Consider the following 21751-nt stretch of genomic DNA (forward strand, 5'->3'; position numbering starts at 1 on the left):
CGCGGATCGGCCCACACAGAGCTCAGGGCGTAACCGACTGGAGGTCGGTCACCTTGGCCCATGCGCCCAGGCGCCGGTAGCAGGCGTGCGCCAGGTCCAGGTAGTGGGCGGCCTTCGGGTCCCCGACCGACGCGGGTGTCCGGCCCGCTAGTTCCCAGGCGAAAGCGGCGTGTTGGCGGTGTCCCGCGCGCATCGCGGACTCGGCGGCGGCCGCCCAGACCGCCTGTGCCTGGCGCGGTTGGCCCGCGAGTCGGCCTTCGACCAGGAGGGCTTTGTGTTCCAGGCGATCTGGGGCGTCTTGGCTCCACGAGCGCAGACGGGCGAGCAGGTCCGTGGCACTTTCGCGGTCGCCTTGGTGTCCTCGGCCCAGCAGCGCGAGCGCGTACCACAGGGTGAACTCAGATTCCTCGATCTGACCGGTGATCGCGGGCAGCAACGGCTCGGCTCGGCGCGCGCACGCCACGGCCTCGGCGTAGCGGCGGTAGTAGACGAGCAGCCGCGCCTTGGCCGTCCAGTAGTAGGCGATCTGGTTGTACAGGTCGGTTTCGACGATGGCCGCGATGTCGCCCACACCGTCGAACCCCGGTGGATCCGTCAACGACCAGGGCTCGGTGGTCTCCCCCGCGAGGGCGCGGGCCACCTGGATCTCCAGCACGCAGTGGAACGCCGACGCCGTCACCCGGCCCCCGACCAGCGCGGCACCCCGCCGCCCCGCCGCCAGCACCGTCGGCACCGACGCGCCCGCCCGCGCCAGCAGCACGACGTAGCCCGCGATGTTGAAGCAGCCCAACATGTCCTCGCCCCGGTCGAACCCGGACCTGGCGTCGCGCGCCATCGAGCGCAGGTTGGTGGCGATGGGCCGCAGCCAGTGGTGCACGAACACGCTGTGCACGAACCCGGTGTAGGAGACCAACGGGGAATCGGCCCGCGCGGCCATCCGCCTGGCGAGCGAGGTCAGCGCGAACGCCTCCGCCCGGCGCAGGGGCACCTGGTCCAGCACGGCGTAGACCGCGATGACCCCTGGCGTGTACTGGTCGGCCCCGTACCGCAGCGTGAGCCGCATGGCCCACAGGCCGATCAGGTTGTAGAGGTCGATCTGCTGGTTCATGAACACGGCGGGCTCGATGGCCAGCAGCAGACCGACCACAGTGGTCATGCGGGCGTTGGTCGAGGCGGGCAACGCCTCCAGGCGCCGCACCAGATCGCCGCCCGCCGCCGCGGCGATGGCGGCCTCGGCGACGCGGATCCCCTCGGCCACCCCGTCGCGGCGCGGTGCGACACCGAGCAGTTCGACCGCGCGGAGTCCGAAGTGGACGGCCTCGGCGCCCATCCCCTCGTTGACCGCGCGGATCGACGCCAACCGCAGGTGCGCGCTCGCCCGGTCGCGCGCGCCTGCCCGGTCCCAGTGGTGGCCGAGCAACGCGTGGTCGGCGACCCCGCCGGTCGCCCCGCGGTTCTCCAGCCACCCCGCGACCCTGCGGTGCAGGCCCCGGCGCTGGCGGGTGAGCATCCGGTGGTAGGCCACGTCCCTGGTGAGCGCGTGCCGGAACGCGAACCGGTCCGCCCCGGCGGGCACCAGCAGTTCGCGGCGCACCAGGTCGGCCAGCGCGACGTCGAGATCGGCCCGCTCGGCGCGCGCCGGGTGCACGGCGCCCAGCGCGGTGCGGTCGAAGGCCTGGCCCAGCACGCTGGCGACCTTGAGGACCAGGTCGGCGGTCGGTCCGAGACCGTTGATCCGGCTGCCCAGCACACCCTCGACGGTGTGCGGTACCGGTAGCGCGGCCAGCGCCGGGGTTTCGACCTCCACCCACCCGGCGGGCCCGACCCGCACCACACCCGCCTCCCGCAACGCGGCAAGCAACTCCTCGGCCAACAACGGGTTGCCGCCGGAGCGCTCGGCGATCGACGCGGCCAGCGGCGGCGGCACCTCGGGGGTGCCCAACCTGGCGCGGACCAGGGCGATGAGGTCCGGCGCCGCCAGTGGACCGAGCACGATCACCCTGGCCGCGGCCGCCACCCTGGCGTGGTCGGGCAACGTCCGCTCGACGGGTCGACCCGCGATCACCACCAGCAGCGGCACCGGCAGGCTCGACACCGCCCGCACCAGCGCCCACGACGCCGAATCCAGCCAGTGCACGTCGTCGAGCGCGACGACGAGCGGACCACGGGCGGCAGCGGCACGCACCAGATCGACCAGGAGCCGCCGGACCGCGTCCGTACGGCGCTCACCCCGCAGCGCCGCGGTCATGGGTGTTTCCGGCACGTCGCGGTCGAGCACGCCGTTGAGCAGCGGAGCCGAGTCGGCGGGTGCGGCGGCCGCGAGGTCCGCGAAGACCGACCGCCACCCCCGGTAGGGCGTGCCGCGCTCCAGGTGGTCCGCCGCGCCCGTGAGCAGCCGAGCGCCCCGGGCCGCGGCGATGGACGGCAACTCGGCGAGCAGCCGTGACTTGCCGATGCCCGGCTCGCCTTCGACCAGCACCACCCGCGCGGTCCCGGCCGCCGCGTCCGCCAGGGCGGCGGTCAACGCGCGGCGCGCCCGGTGGCGCCCCACGATCGGCAGGTTCGACCGGTCGATCGGCGCGGGCGGCGGCTGGTTCGGTTCGTAGGCCGGCAGGACGTCGCGTTTGCCCTTGACGCGCAGCGCGTGCGCCGCGCCGAACCCGTGCCGGTAGCGGGCGACCCGCTCGGTCTCGGCGTCGCAGAGCAGGCTCCCGTCGCCGGTCGCCCCGTGCTGCATCAGCCGGGCCGCGGTGTTCATCACGTCCCCGATCACCGTGTAGGTGGCCCGGTGGTCGCCGCCGACCGGCCCGCAGAACGCCCGCCCGGTGGCGATCCCGATGCTCGGCCGGGCGGCGACCGGTGTGATGGCCCCGGTCAACGCGCGGGCGGCGTCGATCGCGCGGGCAGCGTCCTCCCCGTGGGCGAACGGCGGCAGGCCCGCCACCGCGACCAGGCAGGTGCCGTGGTCGTCGACACTGACGTCCAGCAGGTCGATGTCCCTGCGGCCCAGGTGGTGCTGGCTGATCCGCACCACCTCGTGCGCGCGCCGCGTGTCCGCCACCGCGTCGAACCCCGGGACGTGCATGAACAGCGCGGTCACGGTGCGCAGTTCGGCCAGCCACGACCGCTGTCCGTGCGCCAGCCTGGCGAGCACGGTCGCGGGCAGGTACGGCCGGAGCACGTCGATCGGCGGCAACTCGGCGGGTACCACCGCGCCGGGCAACACCGCGGGTCGATCCGGCAGCTCGGCGAGCTCCGGGGCCAGCCCCACTCGCCCGACGCCTGCCAGCCTGCCCGCCACGGACGCCGCCGCCAGCGCGGCACCGTCGAGCACGCAGTGCCTGCGCCCCCCGACACCACCCAACTCGACCCCGCACAACTCCCCGGCGCCGATGCCGAACCGGGTGACCAGGCGAATCCGGCCGGTCGGCTTGCCCGCCGCCAACTCCGCGGCGCAGGCCTTCGCATTGTGGGCGGCGGCGGCGAGATCGCCCGCACCGGATTCCCACAGTGCCACCAGGGCGTCACCGGCGAAGTTCACCACCTCGCCGCCGTGGCGGCCGATGACGTCGATGAGCCGGGCGTAGTAGCGGTTCAGCGCGCGGCTGAGCACATCAACCCCGTCGGGCCCCCGCGCGGCCAACCGTTCGCAGAGCGCGGTGAACCCCGAAACGTCCGCCACCATGACCGCGCCGCGCAGCCGACGGGCAGCGGGGAGGTCCGGCAGTCCACTGCCGGAAAGCCGCCGAAGGACGTAGGGGGGCACGAATCCCGCGAGGCCCCCGACCTCCGGCACGTCAGGGCTTCAGGGGCACGAGCGGGGTGAGCGGGTACTCGTAGTAGGGCGGCACCGGCTTGGGATCGATGGCGACCACGACGACCCGCGGCTTCGTCCCCTTGGCGGTGAACGCCTCCGTCAGCGTCTTGGCGAGGTGTTCGGGCGCCGACACGGACCACGCGTCGGCGCCCAACGACCGCGCGTAGGCCACCAGGTCGGGCTTGCCGATGCTGTAGTACCCGGTCCAGTCCTGCCCGGGGTCGAACCTCGCCATCCCCTGATCGGCCATGACGTGGCTGTCGTCGTTGAGCACGACCCACACCGCGGCCACCTCGTTGTGCGCGGCCGTCGACACCTCACTGCCGTGCATCAGGAACGCCGCGTCCCCGGTGATGGCCACGCAGGTCTGGCGCGGCTGGGCCAACTTCGCCCCGACCACGGCGCTGACCGCGAACCCCATCGGCGCCATCGCCGGGGAGTTGTGCATCTCGGCGGGCGGATCGATCGTGAGGTAGTGCAAGGACCACCCGGCGCAGTTGCCGCTGTCGACGAACACGTGGGACTCGGCGGGGAGGGTGGCGTTGATCGCCGACATCAGGTCCGTTGGCGCGATCCCCCGGTCGACCGGGGCTGTTCCCGCGGTCGCCACGGCCGGGGGGAGGGTCGACGAGAACGTCCGCTTGATCTGGGCGATCCACTCCCGCCTGCCCTTGGCCGACCCGGGCACCTCGGCCACCATGCCCTTGGCGTAGAAGGTGCCGATGGTCCGGCCGATGTCGGCCACGATGCCCTGGGTGATGGGGAAGCTGCGGCCGATCACGGCGGGGTCGAGGTCGACCTGGATGAAGGGGCCGCGCGCCGGGACGAGCTGCCGGTCGAAGGTGTTGGCGGGCAGCAGGGTCGACGACGTCGCCGCTTGTCCGAGCTTCGACCCGAGCACCAGCAGCCCGTCGTAGTCCGGCAGGCCCTTCTGCGGCGTCACGTAGGTGAACGCCCACGGGCAGCCCGACACGCCGTAGTTGCGCAACGAGAGGTAGTGGCTCTCGGGGAACAGGCCCTTGGCCGCCGGGGTGGTCATGACCGGGATCTCGAAGCGCTCGACGAACCGCTGGAACCGGGTGGCCACCGACCGGTCGCGCAGGGCGTACCTGCACCCGTTGCCCAGCAGGATGAGCGGCCGTTCGGCCAGCAGCAGGCGGTGCAGGGCGAAGGAGACACCGGTCGTGTCGTCGTTGCTCGGGGTGACCCGGTAGCGGCCGGTCGACGTCGGGAACTGGACCCTGGGCAACACCTGCGCCGACACATCACTCGGCAGGCTGACGTGCACAGCGGCGCCGGGAACCGACCGCGCGTCGCGCAGCGCCTGCTGGAACAGGGTGGGGAAACTCCCGGCGTCGTCGACGAGCACGCTGTAGCCGTTGGCGGCCCGGTAGACGGCGTGGACGTCGAGTTCGCCGTCGACGCCCTCCTGCAGGAACCCCTTCCCGAAGTACACCCGCGGTGCCTCGCCCGCCAGGGTCAACAGCGGGGTCCCGTTGTTGTGCGCGTTCATCGCGCCGGTGAGGGCGTTCGTGGCGCCGGGGCCGGAGGTCACCAGGACCACGCCGAGCTCGCGCTCACCCACCCTGGCGTAGCCGTCGGCCATGTACGCCGCCCCGGACTCGTGCCGCGCGATGACGTAGCGGGGCCCGGACTCGCGGCGCAACTTGTCCAGGATGAGCACCAGCGAGGCACCGGGCACACCGAAGATCGTGGTGACCCCCTCCAACCTGAGGTACCTCAGCACCAACTCGGCGGGGGTGACGTCGCGGAGTTCCTCGTAGTGCGCGAGGTCGTCGATTTCCTGGAGGAAAAGCCCGTCGATGTCGGTGGACAATGGTGAATCGACAACGTCATCGGTCATGACCTCAGCCCATTCTCGTGCGTGTTCGCCACCGGGGTGCCACCATGTACCAGGTCCATCCGGACGGTAGCAGAGATCGATGGAGAAAATGGTCGAGCAGCGGGGGCACACCCACGACCGGTTGACCGACAAGGGGGAAGTCCGGCTGCCCGGCCCGGCCGTGCGGTCCACGGCGGACAGTCCACCGAGCGCGGCCACGGTGCGCGCGTTGGCCGCGGTGCCCGCGTTCGCCGATCTCGAGCCGTCGACGCTCGTGGAACTGGCGGCGGTGTGCGGGCACCGGTGCTACCCCAAGGGGCAGGTCATCTTCCACCGCGGCGACCCCGGCGACTACCTCTACGTCCTCGTGGAGGGTCGGGTGATGGTCGCGCTGTTCTCCGCCACCGGGGGGCGGATGGTGGTGGACACCTGCGCACCGCCCGCGGTGTTCGGCGAGGTCGCGCTGCTCGACGGCGGGGTGCGCACGGCGTCGGTGGAAACCTTGGCGCCCACCAGGGTGTTGACGGTGGGGCGGGCCGACTTCCTCGCCCTGGTGCGCGACCACCCGGCGCTGCTGGAGTCGCTGCTGCGGGTGGTGGGCCTGCTGTTGCGCCAGACCCTGGAGCGCAATAGCGATCTGATGTTCCTCGACCTGCAGGGGCGGGTCGCGAAGAACCTGGTCCAGTTGGCCACCAGCCGCGGCGTGGTCACCCCGGCGGGGGTGACGGTGGAGTTGGGCATCACGCAGGCGGCGTTCTCCGACATGGTCGGCGGTTCCCGGCCGATGGTGAACCAGATCCTGCGCGGCCTGGTCAACCGCGGGCTGCTGTCGCTGCACGGGCGCACCGTCACGGTGCACGACCTCCCGGGACTGCGGCACCGCGCCGGGCTGTAGCGGTTGTCAGATTTCGAACACCCCCGGCGTTAGCGAGCTGACTGCGCCGCGCGGCGGTCACGCGGGACCATTCCCGCGAATCCGCGAGACCCCGACCACACAATGTCAGCACCGAGGTTTCTCCCACCACTCAGCTGAGTGAACCAATACCAGAAGGATTACCCAGGATGGGCGATCAGGAAAAGCGTGACATCGCGATCGTCGGCGGTGGGGTGTCCGGCCTCTACGCCGCCTGGCGCATCCTGACCGACGCGCGCACCCGGCGCGGACCGCTACCGCGGGTGGTGGTCCACGAGTCGGCCGACCGGGTCGGCGGCCGCCTGCAGACCTGGCTGCCGCTCGGCCGCGACGGCGGGGTCCGGGCCGAGCTCGGCGGTATGCGGTTCCTCGACGCCCAACGCCTGCTGGTCGGCCTGCTGCCCCGGCTGGGCCTGCTCGACATCGAGCCGTTCCCCGTCGACGGGGACAACCTCCGGTTGCTGCTGCGCGGGCGCGCAACCCCGTTGACCACGCCGGACCCCACCGAGCGGTACGAGGTGTCCGCCTCGGTGCGCGGCAAGACCGCGGGCGCCGTGCTCGACGAACTGATCCTCGAGGTGCTGGGGACCGAGGCGAACCGGCGGGTGCTGCGGCAGCGGATCGGCAAGGACCTGCCGACCGACCGCCGCGAGTGGGACGAGGTGAAGAGCGGGCTGACCTGGCGCGGTCGCGGCCTGTGGGAGGTGGGGTTCTGGAACCTGATCAGCGACCTCCGCGACCCGGAGACCCACCAATACCTCTGCGACGCGTTCGGCTACTACAGCATGGCCGCCAACTGGAACTCGGCCGAGGTCATGCAGGAGACCCTGCTCGACTTCGGCGGCGGCTCGGCGTACCGCACCCTCGGCGCGGGCATGCAGGCCCTCCCGGACACCCTCGCCAGGCGGGTGCGCGAGCTCGGGGGCGAGATCGAGCTGGACACCCGGCTCGACTCCTTCGACCTCGGCCAGGACTCCCGCCCAGTCCTGCGCCTGGTCGGGCCGCACGGTGTGCGGACACGCGCGGTCGACGAACTGGTCCTAGGCCTGCCGCGGCGCGCGCTCGAACTGCTCGCCCCCAGCAAGGCGTTTGACCTGGTCGCCGACAGCACCCTGCGCGCACTGGTGCGGACGGTCGCGCCGGTCCCGATCTTCAAGCTCTTCCTCTGGTACCCCCAACGGTGGTGGGAGCGGTTCGGCATCACCCAGGGGCGCTCGGTGTCCGACCTGCCGATCCGGCAGACCTACTACTTCGCGCCCAGCGGGTCGTCGCCGACCCCGGCCGGGCTCCTGATGGCCTCCTACGACGACGCCAGGGCGGTGCAGTACTGGCAGGGGCTCATCCCCCGCGGCGAACGCGGTCCCGACGAGGTGCACGCGGCCATGCGCGGGCTCGCCGAGCGAGTGGGGTGGACGGAGGAGGTCCCGTACCCGCCACCGCACCTGCAGGTCGCGGGGGCCGACATGTGCAGGCACGCCAAGGCCCAACTCGCGCGGCTGCACGGCGTGCGGGAGGACGAGATCCCCGACCCGGAGGTCGGTGCCTTCGCGGACTGGACGCGCGACCCGTACGGCGGGGGCCGGCACTTCTGGGTACCCGGCGTGGACGTGCGGGGGGCGATGACGCGGATCAAGCAGCCGCTGGGCCCCCACGCGCACGTGTACGTGGTCGGGGAGGCCTACTCCGGTATGCAGGGGTGGATCGAAGGTGCGCTGACCGCCACGGAGGTGGCGTTGCAGCGGTACTTCGCGCTCGACCGCCCGCAGTGGCTGCCCGCCGACTACTACCTCGGCTGGTAGGCCGCCCCGATGAACGCGCCGCACATCTCGCTGACCGGTGACGTCCGCGTCGAACTACCCGGTCGTCCGATCGCCGGGGGAAGCCCCGCGCTGCGGTCGCTGCAGGCGCGGACCGTGCTGGCGGTGCTCGTCCTCGAACGACCGCGCCCGGTCCGACGCGACGAACTGGCCGAGGTGCTCTGGCCAGACGACCGCCCGGCTTCCTGGGAGTCGGTGCTGCGCACAGCCGTCGCGCGGGTGCGAACCGCCTTGGCCGAGGCCGGGCTGGACCCGCGCACGACCATCCGCGCCGCCTTCGGCTGCTACCAGATGCACCTGCCCGACGAGACTGTGGTGGACATCGAACGAGCGGCCACCGACGTCGAGTCCGCCGGGAACCTGCCCGTGACCGAGGCGGCCCGGCTGCTGGCGCGCGCTACCCGGGTCACCAGACTGCCGCTGCTGCCGGAATCCGACGGCGAGTGGGTGACCCGCCACCGGGCCGGGCTGCGCACGATCCACGCGCGGGGGCTGCGGGCTCTGTGCGCGGTGGAGATCGCCGCGGGCCGGATCGGTGAAGCCACCGCCGCGGCCGTCGAACTGGCCGACCTCGACCAGTTCGACGAATCAGCGCACCGCCTCCTGCTCACGACCCTCGCGGAGAACGGCAACCGCGCCCAGGCGCTGCTGACCTACGAACGCTTCCGCGTCCTGCTGGCCACCGAACTCGGCATCGCGCCCTCCCCCGAAACCCAGGCGGCGTACCTGGATCTGCTGAACCTCGAACAGGTCAGCGCCTGACCGCGACGGTGGCGAGCCGCGTGCGGGTCCCACACCGCGAGACCGACATGGCGGTGGTCCCGACCGGAATCCGGTCGGGACCACCGTGGCGATCCGCTAGGGCAAGACGATCACTCGCCGTTGCCCTCACCGTCGCTGCAACCGAGGCTCAGGGTGCTCCCGGTGTCGTCCACGCGCTCCGGTTCGGCCTGGGTCTGCAGCTTCAGCACCTCGTTCATCTCGATCTCCTCCTATGCCGTCGACACCGCGGTTCGGTGTCGCACGTGGGGTGGGGACGCCGACACAGCGGCGTCCAGGGTGAACAGCAGGTCGGTCTGGTTCGACAGCAACCGGTGCAAGGTGAGCAGGACGCCCGCCGCCCCGGTCCACAGGTCCGCGCTGAGGCGGGACCCGAGCCCACCCGACCAGCTGACCCCGGTCGGTCCGGGGGTCGCGTACTGAAACAGGGCGCGGCCGGAATCGGTCGCCGCGAGGGCCAGTTCTGGGCGGTCCAGCAGGTGGGCGAGGTCGGCCAGGACGAAGGCGAGGCCCGCTTGGCCCTGGAAGAGACCGCCGGTCGCGGTGAAGCGGACGGTGAGGGCGCGCAGGCAACCGTCGAGGGTTGGCGCCAGGTCCGGTTCCGGTCGGTGGCTGAGGTACCTGGCGAGCACGTGGGCGTACCCCGCGCTCCCGGTGTGGAGGTACGGCAGGTTGCGGTGGTCGGCGCGGGACGGGTGGAAGCCGATCGCGTCGGTCGGCCACGGCCTGGAGTGCGCCAGTTCCTCCCGCAGCAGGCGGAATCCGCGGTCGAGGTGCGCGCCATCACCGGTGAAACGGGCCAGGTAGTAGAGCGCGAGCGCGATCCCGGTGCGGCCGTTGGCGAGGCCGCTGGCGTCGTCCGCGCCCAGCCAGTCCACCAGTGGCTCGCCGTCCGGGACGCGTTCGAGGAGTTGGCTCGCCCGGTCGAGGTGGTTCGGGTCGGCGGTGCGGCCGTACGCGGCGAGTTCGGCCATGGCCACACCCGCCGCACCACCCCCGAGCGTGCCGGACCGCCGGACGAGCGGGTGCTCGTTGGCCGCGGCGAGCAGTCGAGCGGCCGCATCGTCCTCTCCGAGGTCGGCGAGCACCCACGCGACGCCTGCGGTGCCGAGGAACAGACCGGGCGGCAGGCTCTCGGCCAGTGCCTGATCTCTTACCCTGCCAACGATCCGCGGGTCGACGGGTTCACCCACAGCACGAAGTGCGTGCAGCACACCAGCTGTACCGTGCCCGACGCACACCGTGTTGGTGCGCAACCCATCCGGTGCGGGCGGGTAGGTCCACCGGCGCCGGTCGAGGTCGGCCGCGGCGGCCAGTGCCGCGGCGGTGCGCTCGCGGAGCCAACGCAGGTGCGATTCGGGATCGGCGACGACCGCCGCGGGGCTGGGCAACGCGCGGGCCGCCGTGCGCGGGTGGTGCCTGGTCACGGCCCGCCACAACCGGTCGGGCACCGGGGCGAACTCGGTCAACCCGGCCCGCAGGTGGTCGAGCACCTCCGGGCAACGCCGCGCGATCGGGTGCAGCGGGAAGACGAGCAGCTGAGCGATCGCGGCGAGCCCGTGGCGGTCGTAGTCGGTGGGCCCTGTGACGGTTGCCCGTGGTGGCAGGTAACCAGGGTCGCCGATCACGTGGAAGGGCTCGGCGAGGCTGCGCGCCGCTTCGAAGTCGACCAGGCGGACGTTGTCGTCGTCATCGACCATGATGTTGCCGGGCTGGAGGTCGACGAAGACGTACCCCAGTGCGTGGAGCCTGGTGATGGCGTTCTCGACCTGGTCCAGGATGGCCCGGCCGCGCCGGTAGTAGTCCGCGAACGCGGTCCTCGGCTGCGCGACCCGGATGGCGGGCGCGTGCTCGATGGTCCACGCCCGCAACGTCTTTCCCGGGATGTGCTCGGTGACCAGGTAGGTGTGTTCCCAATGGGTGAAGTGGTCAAGGGGCTGCGGGCACAACCCGGGTGCGGCGGCGTGCACTGCCCGCAGCACCAGGTATTCGTGCTCGAGTCGGGCCTGGGCGTCGCGCCCATCGCCGAGGTAGCCGTTGTGGGCTCTGGCTTCCTTGATGAACACCGCCTGCCCCGCCCCGGTGCGCGCCCGGTACGCCCCACCCGCGTTGCTGTGCTGCAACACGGCCTCGAACGTGTAGCCGCGGAAGGCGACGGGCTCGTCGTCGGCTACCCTCGCGGCTGGCGCGAACGGATCGACAACCCCGTGCGGCAGCCGGAACTCCGGGCGCCGCTCGTCGAGGACCACCAGCCCGTCGGGCGTGCGCGTGGTGTGGGTCCAGGTGCCATCGGCCTCAACCCGCCCCTGGTCGACAAAGGCACCGTACCGATAGGACACACACCGCGACTCGCCGAACCGGCGGTCGGTGAGCACGTACGGTCCCGCGACGCCTGCCAAGTCCCGCTCCAGGTCCACCATCAGCTCACGCGCGGCGTCGGCCGTGGCCGGGTAGGCGGCGCAGAACTTGCCGCTCTGGACCCGGTTGGCGTGCTTCCCGTGCGACCGCAGGAAGTGGTCGCGACCGGCCAGGTGCTTGAACGGCACGGCCAACCGCACGCACGCCGCGGTCACCACGTCCAACACGACTTGGGCGTTGGCCAGCGACGCGCTGACGTGCACCTTCCACCCCTGCGCGGGCAACACGACACCCGGCGGCTCCCAGCAGCTCCACACGTCACGGTCCCGACGCCGCCACCCGACCGGCGGCACCCCAGGCTCGAACCGGCGTCCCGGGTCGGCGTCGGCCAACGGCCCGAAGAGGTCCGGGTCGGCGAAGGTGTACTGCGCATCGGCGAACACTGTGCCGCTCCTCCGCTCGGTCGACGAGCACGGTCGGTGATTGCGTCAAAGCGAACCGTACGCAGCTCACGCAGACCGACCGCAGATCGAGCGCAGACCGCGTTCGACGACGAGGACTTCGGCGGCACAGACCCCAAGTACCTCCTCGTCAAACTCTGATCACGAAGCAGGGCAACACTTCCGTATCCCACCGCTCGTCGTCGTAAGATCAACGAGCCAGCCGCCCACCCCTGTCGAGAAAGGCCGCACCCATGCGCAAGTGGCTCCCCCTTGTCCTGACCGCCCTCACCTTCGCCACCCTCTCCCGGATCTCCGACGTCGCCCCAGTCCTCATCGGCGGCCTCTGACGCTTCTCCGCCCCGCAGCTACCCCAGCGCCTCGACGTGCCGCGCGACCAGTGCCGCGTGGGACAGGGGCGTGGACAGGTCCTCGACGTCGGGGTTGGTGGTGTAGTCGAGGACGACGATGTCCTGGGTGGCTGCGAGGTGGCGGAGTTCGGTGACCAGGTTGGCCACGCGATGGGTGAGGACCCAGGTGTAGGTCGGTAAGTAGATCTGCCGTCGGGCGTCCAGGTAGGTGAGGATGGTGTCGCTGGTCGGGCCCGCGCGGTGGCCGACGACCGGGCCGTAGCGGCGGGTGGTCCGCTTGATGCCTCGCATCGAGGTGATCCCGAGCTTGGCGAGGTCGACATCGTTGTGCTCGAACACCTTCAGGGCTTGCCAGACGCCTTCCACCGACTGGGCCGTCACGTCGGGCACCCTAGGAACCGGGATTCCGCCGTGCGGGTAGAACGGGCTGAACCGGACCCAGGGATCGGGGCCCTTCGACGTCACGTCCACCACCGCGGCGCCTGGCCAGCGGGTGGCGATGGCGCGGGGGGACAGTCTCCTGGTGGCGACGGTGATCGGCACGGTGTTCTCCAGCTACGGTGTTCTCCAGCACGAGCAGGATGTCGTGGTCCATTCACCGTAGAGCGCCGGTACGACACTTCCTTCTAGGTGAGCAGGGCCGTCAGTTCGGTCAGGCCGCGGTCCAGGCGGCGGAAGTAGGTGGCTCGGCTCAGGTGTAGGTCTGTGGCGACGCGGATGTGGTTTCGGTGGGATTGGGTGTAGTAGCCGTGGAGGGCGCGGCCCGCTTCTGCCGATATGGGGTCCTCGGAGGCGGTGAGGCGGTCGAGGGCGGCCATGACTCGCGTGCGTAAGGCGATCGGGCCGGAGTCGGCGAGGGGGTTGCGGGTGAGCGCAGTGTCGTCGCGGAGGTGTTCTAGGGCTTGTTTGACGTGGCGGCGGGGGTCGGTGGGGGTGGTGAGGCGGTCGAGCCAGGCGGGGACGGACGTCAGGTCGTGGTGGTAGATCTCCGAGTCCCGACCGCACGAGTACGGGTCGTGGCGGGCGTCGCCGACGTACTGGAAACCCAGGCCACGGGCCAGGTTCTGGTACTCGGGCCACGGCGTGGCCACGACGATCCGGCGGGCGCGCACGCCGGTGGCGACGATGTGGCGCAATAGGGCGGCATGGCGCACGGCGTCGTCGCACACGGCCATGCCGACGAACACCCCGCCGTCGTCGGTCAGGTCGTCGGTGTGCTGCTGCAGGAGCGGTTCGATGGCTGACACGGACTTCGCGTCGATGCGCGGGATATAGGCCATGCCGACAGCCCGGTCCCCGTCGCAGACCAGGTGGAAGCCGTCGGGGCTGTGGTCGAGCCACCCGCTGAGCAGCCGCTCGCAGTGGCGCGCGTCCAGGCCCCGGCGTTTGACCCAGCGGTGCACCAGCGCGGCGATGCGGTCGTGGTCACCGGGTTTCGCCGGACGCGGTCGGACGACGTCGTGGCCGCCGGGGAACAGCGTGCGGCGGATCATCGGGTCGTCGGTGAGGAACAGGCCGTGCTCGGCGAGCGAAGCGCGGTCGGCCTCCTCGCGGGCGGCGGCCAGCAGCTGTCGGGTGCGGGTGGCGGCCATCGTCAAGGCGGCTCGGCGCGCGACCGGGCGGCGCCACCGGGCGCGGAGGTCGAGCAGGGTGCGGAACGGTTCGGCCACGGCGAGTCCCCGGTCGGTGGCCTGCACCAGGTCGTTCTCGCCGATGGCGGTGAACAGGTCGTTGCCCTCGTCGGGGAAGAGGTCGGCCAGCAGTTCCTCGTCGCCGCGGCCCACGATCGCCAGGAGGTCCAGGGCGGCGGTGTCCCGGTGCCGGTTCGTGAGGCGGTCCAGGACATCGAGCAGGACGTGGTCGGCGAGGGCGCCGGTGACGTCGGCGGGGATCGTCAGCAGCGCCTGGCACAGTCCGCGCGCGACCAGGGGCAACCCGCCAGCCAACCGGACGACCAGGTCGACGTGCTCGTCCACCCCGCGCGCCACCGCCAACCGCTCGATCTCCTCGTCGCTCCAGCGGGGAACGCGCACCACCACGGCGTCGCCCAACGGCAGCGGCGCACGGCTGACGACGACCACCCTCGGCCCGAAGGGCGCGCGGCCGTCCGCGTAGTCGGCCCGCCCGGGGGCTTCGGCGGCGACCGCGGCGAGGACAGCCGACTTGCCCACCCCCAGCGGTCCGGTCAGGTTCACCACCAGGGGTCCGTCGGTGTCGAGCAGGGACACGACCCGCTCGACGACCGCGTGCTGCGACTCGCTGTGGACCCGGTCGCGCGTGGCGACGTTGGTGAGCATGACCAATCCCTTCCGAATTGCCTGGTAACGGTTCTACCCCAGGCGGCAGCCGCCCCGACGGGGTTGAGACGCGGGTGAGACTCCGCGCCGCCCGCGCGCACCTAGCGTCAGCGGCAGTGACCCGAGGAAAGGATCCCCTGGTGAAGAAGCTCGCAGGCGCCGTGGCAGCCGTGGCATTGACCGTCGGCGTGATGGTCGGCGCGGCCGGGACCGCCAGCGCCAAGCAGTGCACCCCGACCGACGTCGTCGTGGCGACCTACACCTTCGCGTACGTGCTGGAGGGCACGTCCGTCTACGTGTACGTGGACGGCGACGGGAACAAGTACTACTCCAGCAAGTGGAAGGGCCAGAGCTTCAACGAGTGCTGATCGGCGAGGGCGCCCTCACCCCCAGGAGAGGGCGCCCTCATTCCGACCGCACCCGGTCATGGCCGCGCACCGCGGGGGCGAGCGCGAACACGGCGGCGCAGAACAGCACGACGGCCAGCAACGCCCTGCTGAGGCCGAACGCGCCCGCCAGCCCGCCGATGAACACCGGTCCGACGAGGAACCCGAGGTACCCGCAAGCCGCGACGGCCGAGATCGCCTGCCCGGGTGACTCCGGGCAGGTCTTGGCCGCGGTGCTCCACGCGAGCGGGACGATGGCCGACACCCCCAGTCCGACCACCGCGAACCCGATGATGCCCAGCACCGGCTCCCCGGCGAGCACCGTCACCCCGAACCCGGTGGCGGCGACCACGGCCGCGACCCGCATCAGGACGACGGCTCCACTGACCCCGGCCACCCGGTCTGCGACCAGCCGCACGGCGATCATGGCTGTCGAGAACGCGAAGTAGCCCAGCGAGGCGATCCCAGACGGCGCACCGGTCACCTCGGTCAGGTAGACGGCGCTCCAGTCGTTGACCGTTCCCTCGGCCAGGAAGCCGCAGAAAGCGATCGCACCGAGCGGGACGAGGGCACGGCCGGGCAGCACCAGGGCGGCTCCTCCTTGGCCGTGGTCCGGGCCGGTGTAGAAGCCGGTCGTCACCGCGACGACGCCGATACCGCACAGCACCGCGCCCGCTACGGCGAAGTGCAGCGACACCGGTACCCGCAGCGCCGCCAAGGCAGCGGCGGCCCCGGCTCCGACCAGGCCCCCCACGTTCCAGAAGGCGTGGAACCCGGCGAACACCGCTCGGCCGTACGCCGCTTCGACCCGCGCGGCGTGCGCGTTCATCGACACGTCGAGCAGACTGTTCCCGGCGCCGAGGAGGAACAGAACGCAGGTCAGTGACGCAGGGCCCGCGGCGAACGCGGCCAATGGCAGACAGGCGCAGAGGAGCACGGCACCCGACAACGCCCCGGTCCTGCTGCCCACTTTGACGATCACCGACCCCGACAGGGCCAAGGCGACGACTGATCCCGCCGCCAGCCCGAACAGCGCGACGGCGAGTTGCCCGGTGTCCACCCCGGCCTGGCCTTGGACCTCTGGCACGCGCGCGGCCCAGGTCGCGAACGCGGCGCCGCACACCGCAAAGACGACCGAGACCCCGATCCGCGCCCGTTGATCGCGACGAGTCACCACCGCAGGTTCTCATCGCCGGTTCGCGGGCCACGGGGCTGGGAGGTCGAGGCGGGAGAGGCGGGTGGGGTCGGCGAGGATCGAGATCTCCAGGATCGCGGTGCTCGTGGTGGTGAAGCCCATGACCGACACCGGGTGGCCGTCGCGGGTGTTGAGGAGGCCGGGGGTGCCGTTGACCAGGGTGGGGTGGCTGGTGGTGGCGTTGGCCATGCGCTGGAAGTGGGACAGGTGACCGGCGACGGCTTCGGCGCCGCGTAGGACGAGCATGGGGCCCGGGGACGCGTCGGCGCGCAGGGTGACGTCGGGGTCGAGGATCTTGAGCAGGGCGGTGAGGTCGCCGCCCCTGGCCGCGGTCAGGAAGGCGTCGACGAGGCCGCGCTGGGTGGTCGGGTCGGTCGCGGTGGTGGGGGCGCCCTGGACGCGGCGGCGGGCGCGGCTGGCGAGTTTCCTGGCCGCGACCGGGGTGCGGTCCATGATCGGGGCGATCCGCTCGAACGGCAGGCCGAACAGGTCGTGCAGCACGAACGCCAGCCGCTCCGGCGGGCTCAGCGAGTCCAGCACCACCAGCAGCGCCAGCCCGACCGAGTCGGCGATCAGGGCCTGGTGCTCGGGGTCGCCGACGACCGGGTCCGGCAGGTGGGTGTGCGGCGGGTTCTCCTGGCGCAGCTTGCGGGCGCGCAGCATGTCCAGGCAGACCCGGCTGACGACCGTGGTCAGCCAGCCGCCGAGGTTGGCGATGTCGGCGGTGTCGGTGCGGGCCAGGCGCAGCCAGGTTTCCTGGACGGCGTCGTCGGTGTCGGTCAGGGAGCCCAGCATCCGGTGGGCCACCGCGGTGAGGTGCGAGCGGTGTTCCTCGAACCGGCGGGCCAGGAAGTCGTGGTCGTCCATGCGCTCGCTCTCGTGTCGGGGTTCACCCCCCTGACGAACCGGCGGGCTCCGATGTGACGGTCACATCCGCGTCGACCCGCGCGTCGAGGCTCCAGGGGATCGACAACGACGATCGGAGCGGCGCGAACGATGTTCGACGGAGATGTCCACGGGACGGTGGCCCCGGGGTTCGAGGCGGTGCGCGACGAGTTCGCCGCCGCCGGGGTTGGTGGGGCGGGCGCGCAGGTCGCCGTGTACCTACGCGGTGAGCAGGTTGTCGACCTGTGGGCCGGTGACATGACCGGCGAGGCGCTGACCGGCGTGTACTCGTCGACCAAAAGCATCACGGTCCTGGTGGCGGCGCTGCTGGTGCAGGACGGCCTGCTGGACCTGGACCGGCCCGTCGCCCACTACTGGCCCCGGTTCGCCGCGGCGGGCAAGGACCGGATCACGGTGCGCGACGTGCTCACCCACCGCAGCGGCGTGATCGGCGTCGACGGTGGCTTCACCGCCGACGAGCTCGCCGATGACCAGGTGATCGCGCAGCGGTTGGCCGACCAGCGCCCGTACTGGCGGCCGGGGTCGGCATACGGCTACAGCGGGTTCGTGTCGTTCGCGATCGTCGGCGAGGTCGTGCGCCGGGCGACCGGGTGGACGGTGCGGCACCACTTCGAGGAGCGGGTGCGCGCACCGCTCGGGCTGGACCTCTACCTCGGTCTGCCGTCAGCGCTGGAGGACCGCTACCTGGAGGTGCTGCCCGCGCCGCAGCGCCCGGATTGGGCGAGCGGCCCTGGGCCGCGGAGCATCACCGGCATCGGTTACGGCCTCGACTCGACACCGCCGCTGGATCAGGTGGCGTTTCTCAACACCCGTCGCGTGCGGGCTCTTGGGCCGGTGTCCGCCGGGGGTGTCGGCAACGCTCGAGGGCTGGCCGGGCTGTACGCGGCAGCGGCGTTCGGCGTCAACGGTCAGGCTCCGCTGCTCACGCCCGAGGTGCTCGGCGAGTTCTCGATGCTCCACTCGACCGGCCGGGACCTGGTTGTGGGAGACGCGGGCCAGTACGCCCTGGGGTTCCAGGCAAAGGGGCAACGCTACCCCTTCCTGGGCGCGAACGCGTTCGGCCACAACGGATCCGCGGGTTCGGAGGCGCTCGCCGACCCGCACAGCGGCATCGCTTTCGGCTACACCCGCCGCCGCTTCTCCCCCACCTGGTCCTACCCCGAACACGACCGACTCGTCGCCGCCGCGGTCACATCCGCCCTGCACGCCGCGTCAGTGCACTGACCGCCAACGGAAGGACCACCATGTCGCGCCTGCCCAACCCCGCCAAGCTCGTCCCCGAGCTCGGCAAGATCGCCGCCTCCCTGTTCGCCGCCACCGGAAACGGGTCGGTCCCGCAGACCACCATCAGCCTGCTGCAACTGCGGGCGGGCCAGATCGTCGGCAACACCTACCTGACCACCATGCACACCAACGCCCTCGTCGACGCGGACGACAACCGCCACACCGCCGTCGCGACCTGGCGCGACTCCCCCGACTTCACCGCCCCCGAACGCGTCGCCCTGGCCCTCGTCGAAGCCGTCCTCACCCCCAACCCCACCGGCGAACGAGTCCCCGACGCCCTCTACGACGAAGCGTCCTCCCACTACGACGACAAGGCGCTGACCACGCTGATCCTCGCGATCAGCCAGGTGTGCTTCTTCCTCCCCCTCGCCCTCATCGGCAAGCCGCTCCCCGGTGTCTCGCCCGCGCGGCAATGGCGGGACTGACCCTCGTGGAAGCGAGGATGACCAACCCCGCCCACGTGATTCCCGTTGCGGGGCAAGCGATCCAGACCTTGACCCAAGCCCTCCAGCAGGACATCGTCCCCCTCACCACCCTCATGCTGACCGCCGTCCGCGCCAGCCAGATCAACAGCGGCAGCGCCTGCCTGCACGCCGACATCACCGAAGCCAGGAAAGCGGGCGTCACCGAAGACCAACTGGCCACCGTCGCCGCCTGGCGAGACTCCCCCTTCTTCACCGAAGCCGAACGCGCCGCCCTAGCCCTGGCCGAAGCCGCCGCCCGCCAAAGCGACCGCTCAACCGACGCCGTCCCCGACGCCCTGTGGGACGACCTCGTGACCCACTACGACGTGTGGCAACGAGCGGTGCTGATCCTGTGGATAGCCACCAGCAACCTGTTCAACACCATCAACAACGTCATCAGAGAACCCGGCGGCACCACCTGGATCTGACCCCCATGCCCCGAGGGCCTGCGGTAACCCCCCACCGCAGGCCCTCGGCCCGTCCGTGGAACGTGAGGTCGGGTGGGACCGATGCACGGGAGTCACGGCCGACGACGGGCCGGAGTCGCCAACAACCCGTTCGCACCACTGGTCGAATGGGGCCATGCTGGGGTGGGGAGGTGGCGGGTGCGGCGGTTCTTCGAGCGGGACGGGGTCGTGCGGGGGTGTGTCAGCTTCGACGGGAAGCGGTTGCCGAGGGTTCGGGAGGTCGCTGATCCGGCCTGGGTGGGGGTGCACCGGACCGGGGCACGGGTGACCGCATACGTGGGGCGGGATGTGGACGAGGAGTTGGGGGGCCTCGTCGGGGGTGGGGGGTTTGTGCTGTTGGTGGGGGACTCGGCGGCGGGGAAAAGTCGAGCGGCGTTTGAGGCGGTGCGGGGGCAGCGGCCCGGGGATGAGTTGTTGGTGCCGCGGACGCGGGCGGATGTGGCGGCCGCGGCGGAGTATGCGATGCGGCGACGGGGGTGCGTGTTGTGGTTGGACGACCTGGAGCGGTTCGTGGGTGGGGCGGACGGGCTCAACGCGGCGCAGGTGGCGGGGCTGGTGGGCCGGGGGGCCGCGGTCTTGGTGTGCGCGACCTTGCGGGTGGAGGAGCGCGGTCGGTTGCTGGACGTGGGGCGCGGCGGGGATGAGTCGAACCGGGGCGGGGCCAGGGAGGTGGGGCACATCCTGCGGCTCGCCACGACCGTGCACCTCAACCGGCGGTTCTCCCCCGGCGAGCTGACCAGGGCAGAGTCGACAGCCGCGCGAGACCCGCGGGTCGGGGAAGCTCTGGCGCACGCCGATTGGTGCGGGGTCGCGGAGTACCTGGCGGCGGGTCCGCAACTGTTGGCGAAGTGGCATGACGGCTGGGCGCCCGGAGCCCAGCCACGCGGGGCCGCACTGGTGGCCGCCGCCGTTGACGCCCGGCGGGCCGGGTTCCTGCGGCCTGCGACCAGGGAACTGCTGGTACGGCTGCACGAGCTGTACCTGGAGGCGGCGGGCGGGACGCGGCTAAGGCCGGAGCCGCTGGAGGAGGCGTTCACCTGGGCGGAGGAAGTCCTGCACGCGACCGCGGCGTTGCTGCACGTGGATCACGCTGGCAGCTACGTCGTCTTCGACTACCTCGTCGACAACGCGCAGCGGCAGTCGACCGCGGATGACCACGTCCCGGCGGGGACGCTGCGCGTCCTGCTCGACTACAGCGACCCAGTCGACACCTTCGCGATCATCGACCTCGCCATCGACCGCGGCTGGTACGACCTCGCGGACACTGCCTCCGGCGTCCTCAACCGGCTGACCGCGGCGCTGCCCGGCGAGCACCCGGACGCCCTAGCTGCCGCGCACTACCGGGCACGCATCGCGATGTGGCAAGGCGACTACCAACTGGCCTGCGACACCTACCGCGACGTCCTCGGCAAGAGGACCGCGGTACTCGGCGACTCCCACCACAGCACCCTCGCGACGCGCCACGACTACGCGTGGACGCTGTCGGCCTGCGGTTCCCACGCCGCCGCCGAGCACGAGTTCACCGCCGTCGTCGAGCTGCGAACCTCGGTGCTCGGCGGGGAACACCGGTTGACCTTGAGTGCCCGGCACAACCTGGCGTGGGTGATCTTCCAAGCTGGGGACCCACCGCGGGCGAAGGCGCTGTACGAGGAGGTCCTGGCGTTGCGCACCAAGACCCTCGGGTACGACCACGAGGCCACGCTCACCACCCGCCACGACCTCGCCCGGGTAGCCGCCCGCCTCGGCGACCACGGCACCGCCGAAGCCGAGATCACCGCTGTCCTAACGGGGCGCCTGAGCTACCTCTCCCCTGACCACCCTTACGTGCTGACAGTGCGACACGACCTCGCCGCCCTTGCCTTGGCGGGTGGGCGGCTGGCGGACGCGGAGAAGCAGTTCGCGGCGGTTCTGGACGATCGGACACGGGTGCTCGGCTCCACGCACACCCACGTGGCCACGACGAGGCTCGAGCTCGCCCGGGTCACCGCCATGCGGGGCAACATCGCCGCAGCGCAGGTCTTGTACCGGAGCGCGCTTGACGCCATCCGGCGTGCTTTCGGTGCTGACAACCCGACTACCCTCGCGGCCACCGCCGAGCTCGCCGCGCTACCGGAGTCCCCGGAGTCCCGGTGACAGTGGCGAAGCGGCGCCACGGTCACCGAGATCAACCGGCTACGGCACCCGGTGCGAGAAGAACGCTGTTGCTGTCCAACTGAAAGCACGGTCCCTGCGCCGAAGCGCGCTCGACGACCTCCGCCGTGCCTCCGGCGCAGACAACCCGAGCGACCGCTGCCGAGCTCACCGCGTTGCGGGAGTCTCCGAAGTGACTGCCAGTGCCTCGACGACCGTGGCGAAGCGGTGCCACAGTCACCGAGATCAACCGGCTGCGGCACTCGGTGCAGGACCACCCGGC

At 71.7% G+C, this 21751-nt stretch carries 15 protein-coding genes; 8 read left to right on the top strand and 7 right to left on the bottom strand.

The genetic code is table 11. From position 1 onward, the window contains the following. Nucleotides 1-22: 22 nt before the first annotated feature. Together JOD54_RS24735 and JOD54_RS24740 are read right to left on the bottom strand one after the other, a co-directional pair. On the bottom strand, nt 23-3766 hold the full coding sequence (locus tag JOD54_RS24735; RefSeq protein WP_204453596.1) for an AAA family ATPase: 3744 nt from the start codon (nt 3764-3766) through the stop codon (nt 23-25). Between the two features lie 31 nt (nt 3767-3797). Then, nucleotides 3798-5681 (bottom strand): thiamine pyrophosphate-binding protein, encoded by a 1884-nt coding sequence (locus JOD54_RS24740; protein WP_204453598.1) that lies wholly within the window; start codon nt 5679-5681, stop codon nt 3798-3800. A gap of 79 nt (nt 5682-5760) precedes the next feature. On the opposite strand from JOD54_RS24740, the gene JOD54_RS24745 reads away from it, so the two are divergent. The 3 genes from JOD54_RS24745 (at nt 5761) to JOD54_RS24755 (ending at nt 9152) form a co-directional block, all read left to right on the top strand. Further along, nucleotides 5761-6555: a Crp/Fnr family transcriptional regulator gene (locus JOD54_RS24745; RefSeq protein ID WP_204453600.1), complete on the top strand. Its 795-nt coding sequence runs from the start codon at nt 5761-5763 to the stop codon at nt 6553-6555. A gap of 167 nt (nt 6556-6722) precedes the next feature. Then, nucleotides 6723-8372: a flavin monoamine oxidase family protein gene (locus JOD54_RS24750; RefSeq protein WP_204453603.1), complete on the top strand. Its 1650-nt coding sequence runs from the start codon at nt 6723-6725 to the stop codon at nt 8370-8372. A gap of 9 nt (nt 8373-8381) precedes the next feature. After that, nucleotides 8382-9152, top strand: a complete 771-nt coding sequence (locus JOD54_RS24755) for an AfsR/SARP family transcriptional regulator (protein WP_204453605.1) — start codon at nt 8382-8384, stop codon at nt 9150-9152. A 230-nt stretch (nt 9153-9382) separates the two neighbouring features. Here JOD54_RS24755 and lanKC read toward each other — a convergent pair whose 3' ends face one another. The 3 genes from lanKC to JOD54_RS24770 all read right to left on the bottom strand — a co-directional run bounded on the left by lanKC (nt 9383) and on the right by JOD54_RS24770 (nt 14636). Then, entirely contained in the window at nt 9383-11971 is a 2589-nt protein-coding gene (gene lanKC / locus JOD54_RS24760) for a class III lanthionine synthetase LanKC (RefSeq protein ID WP_204453607.1), read from the bottom strand. 365 nt (nt 11972-12336) lie between these two features. Continuing rightward, nucleotides 12337-12882 carry a DUF6939 family protein gene (locus JOD54_RS24765; protein WP_204453609.1) on the bottom strand — a complete coding sequence of 182 codons (546 nt, stop codon included), beginning with the start codon at nt 12880-12882 and terminating at the stop codon, nt 12337-12339. An 83-nt stretch (nt 12883-12965) separates the two neighbouring features. Beyond that, nucleotides 12966-14636 carry a hypothetical protein gene (locus JOD54_RS24770; protein WP_204453611.1) on the bottom strand — a complete coding sequence of 557 codons (1671 nt, stop codon included), beginning with the start codon at nt 14634-14636 and terminating at the stop codon, nt 12966-12968. A 140-nt stretch (nt 14637-14776) separates the two neighbouring features. Between JOD54_RS24770 and JOD54_RS24775 the strand changes: the two genes are divergently transcribed. Then, entirely contained in the window at nt 14777-15004 is a 228-nt protein-coding gene (locus JOD54_RS24775; protein ID WP_204453613.1) for a hypothetical protein, read from the top strand. Between the two features lie 37 nt (nt 15005-15041). Here JOD54_RS24775 and JOD54_RS24780 read toward each other — a convergent pair whose 3' ends face one another. Continuing rightward, nucleotides 15042-16196, bottom strand: coding sequence for an MFS transporter (locus tag JOD54_RS24780; protein ID WP_204453615.1), 1155 nt, complete (start codon nt 16194-16196; stop codon nt 15042-15044). A 12-nt stretch (nt 16197-16208) separates the two neighbouring features. Continuing rightward, nucleotides 16209-17084: a sigma-70 family RNA polymerase sigma factor gene (locus tag JOD54_RS24785; RefSeq protein WP_204453618.1), complete on the bottom strand. Its 876-nt coding sequence runs from the start codon at nt 17082-17084 to the stop codon at nt 16209-16211. A gap of 129 nt (nt 17085-17213) precedes the next feature. On the opposite strand from JOD54_RS24785, the gene JOD54_RS24790 reads away from it, so the two are divergent. The 4 genes from JOD54_RS24790 (at nt 17214) to JOD54_RS35270 (ending at nt 21471) form a co-directional block, all read left to right on the top strand. Continuing rightward, nucleotides 17214-18347 carry a serine hydrolase domain-containing protein gene (locus JOD54_RS24790; protein WP_204453620.1) on the top strand — a complete coding sequence of 378 codons (1134 nt, stop codon included), beginning with the start codon at nt 17214-17216 and terminating at the stop codon, nt 18345-18347. Between the two features lie 20 nt (nt 18348-18367). Beyond that, nucleotides 18368-18832: a carboxymuconolactone decarboxylase family protein gene (locus JOD54_RS35265; protein ID WP_204453622.1), complete on the top strand. Its 465-nt coding sequence runs from the start codon at nt 18368-18370 to the stop codon at nt 18830-18832. Between the two features lie 17 nt (nt 18833-18849). Further along, nucleotides 18850-19299, top strand: a complete 450-nt coding sequence (locus tag JOD54_RS24800) for a carboxymuconolactone decarboxylase family protein (protein WP_239573497.1) — start codon at nt 18850-18852, stop codon at nt 19297-19299. Nucleotides 19300-19476: 177 nt separating this feature from the next. Beyond that, nucleotides 19477-21471: a tetratricopeptide repeat protein gene (locus JOD54_RS35270; protein WP_204453625.1), complete on the top strand. Its 1995-nt coding sequence runs from the start codon at nt 19477-19479 to the stop codon at nt 21469-21471. Nucleotides 21472-21751: the final 280 nt, after the last annotated feature.

The organism is Actinokineospora baliensis, assembly GCF_016907695.1.
In the GTDB taxonomy this organism is placed as follows: domain Bacteria; phylum Actinomycetota; class Actinomycetes; order Mycobacteriales; family Pseudonocardiaceae; genus Actinokineospora; species Actinokineospora baliensis.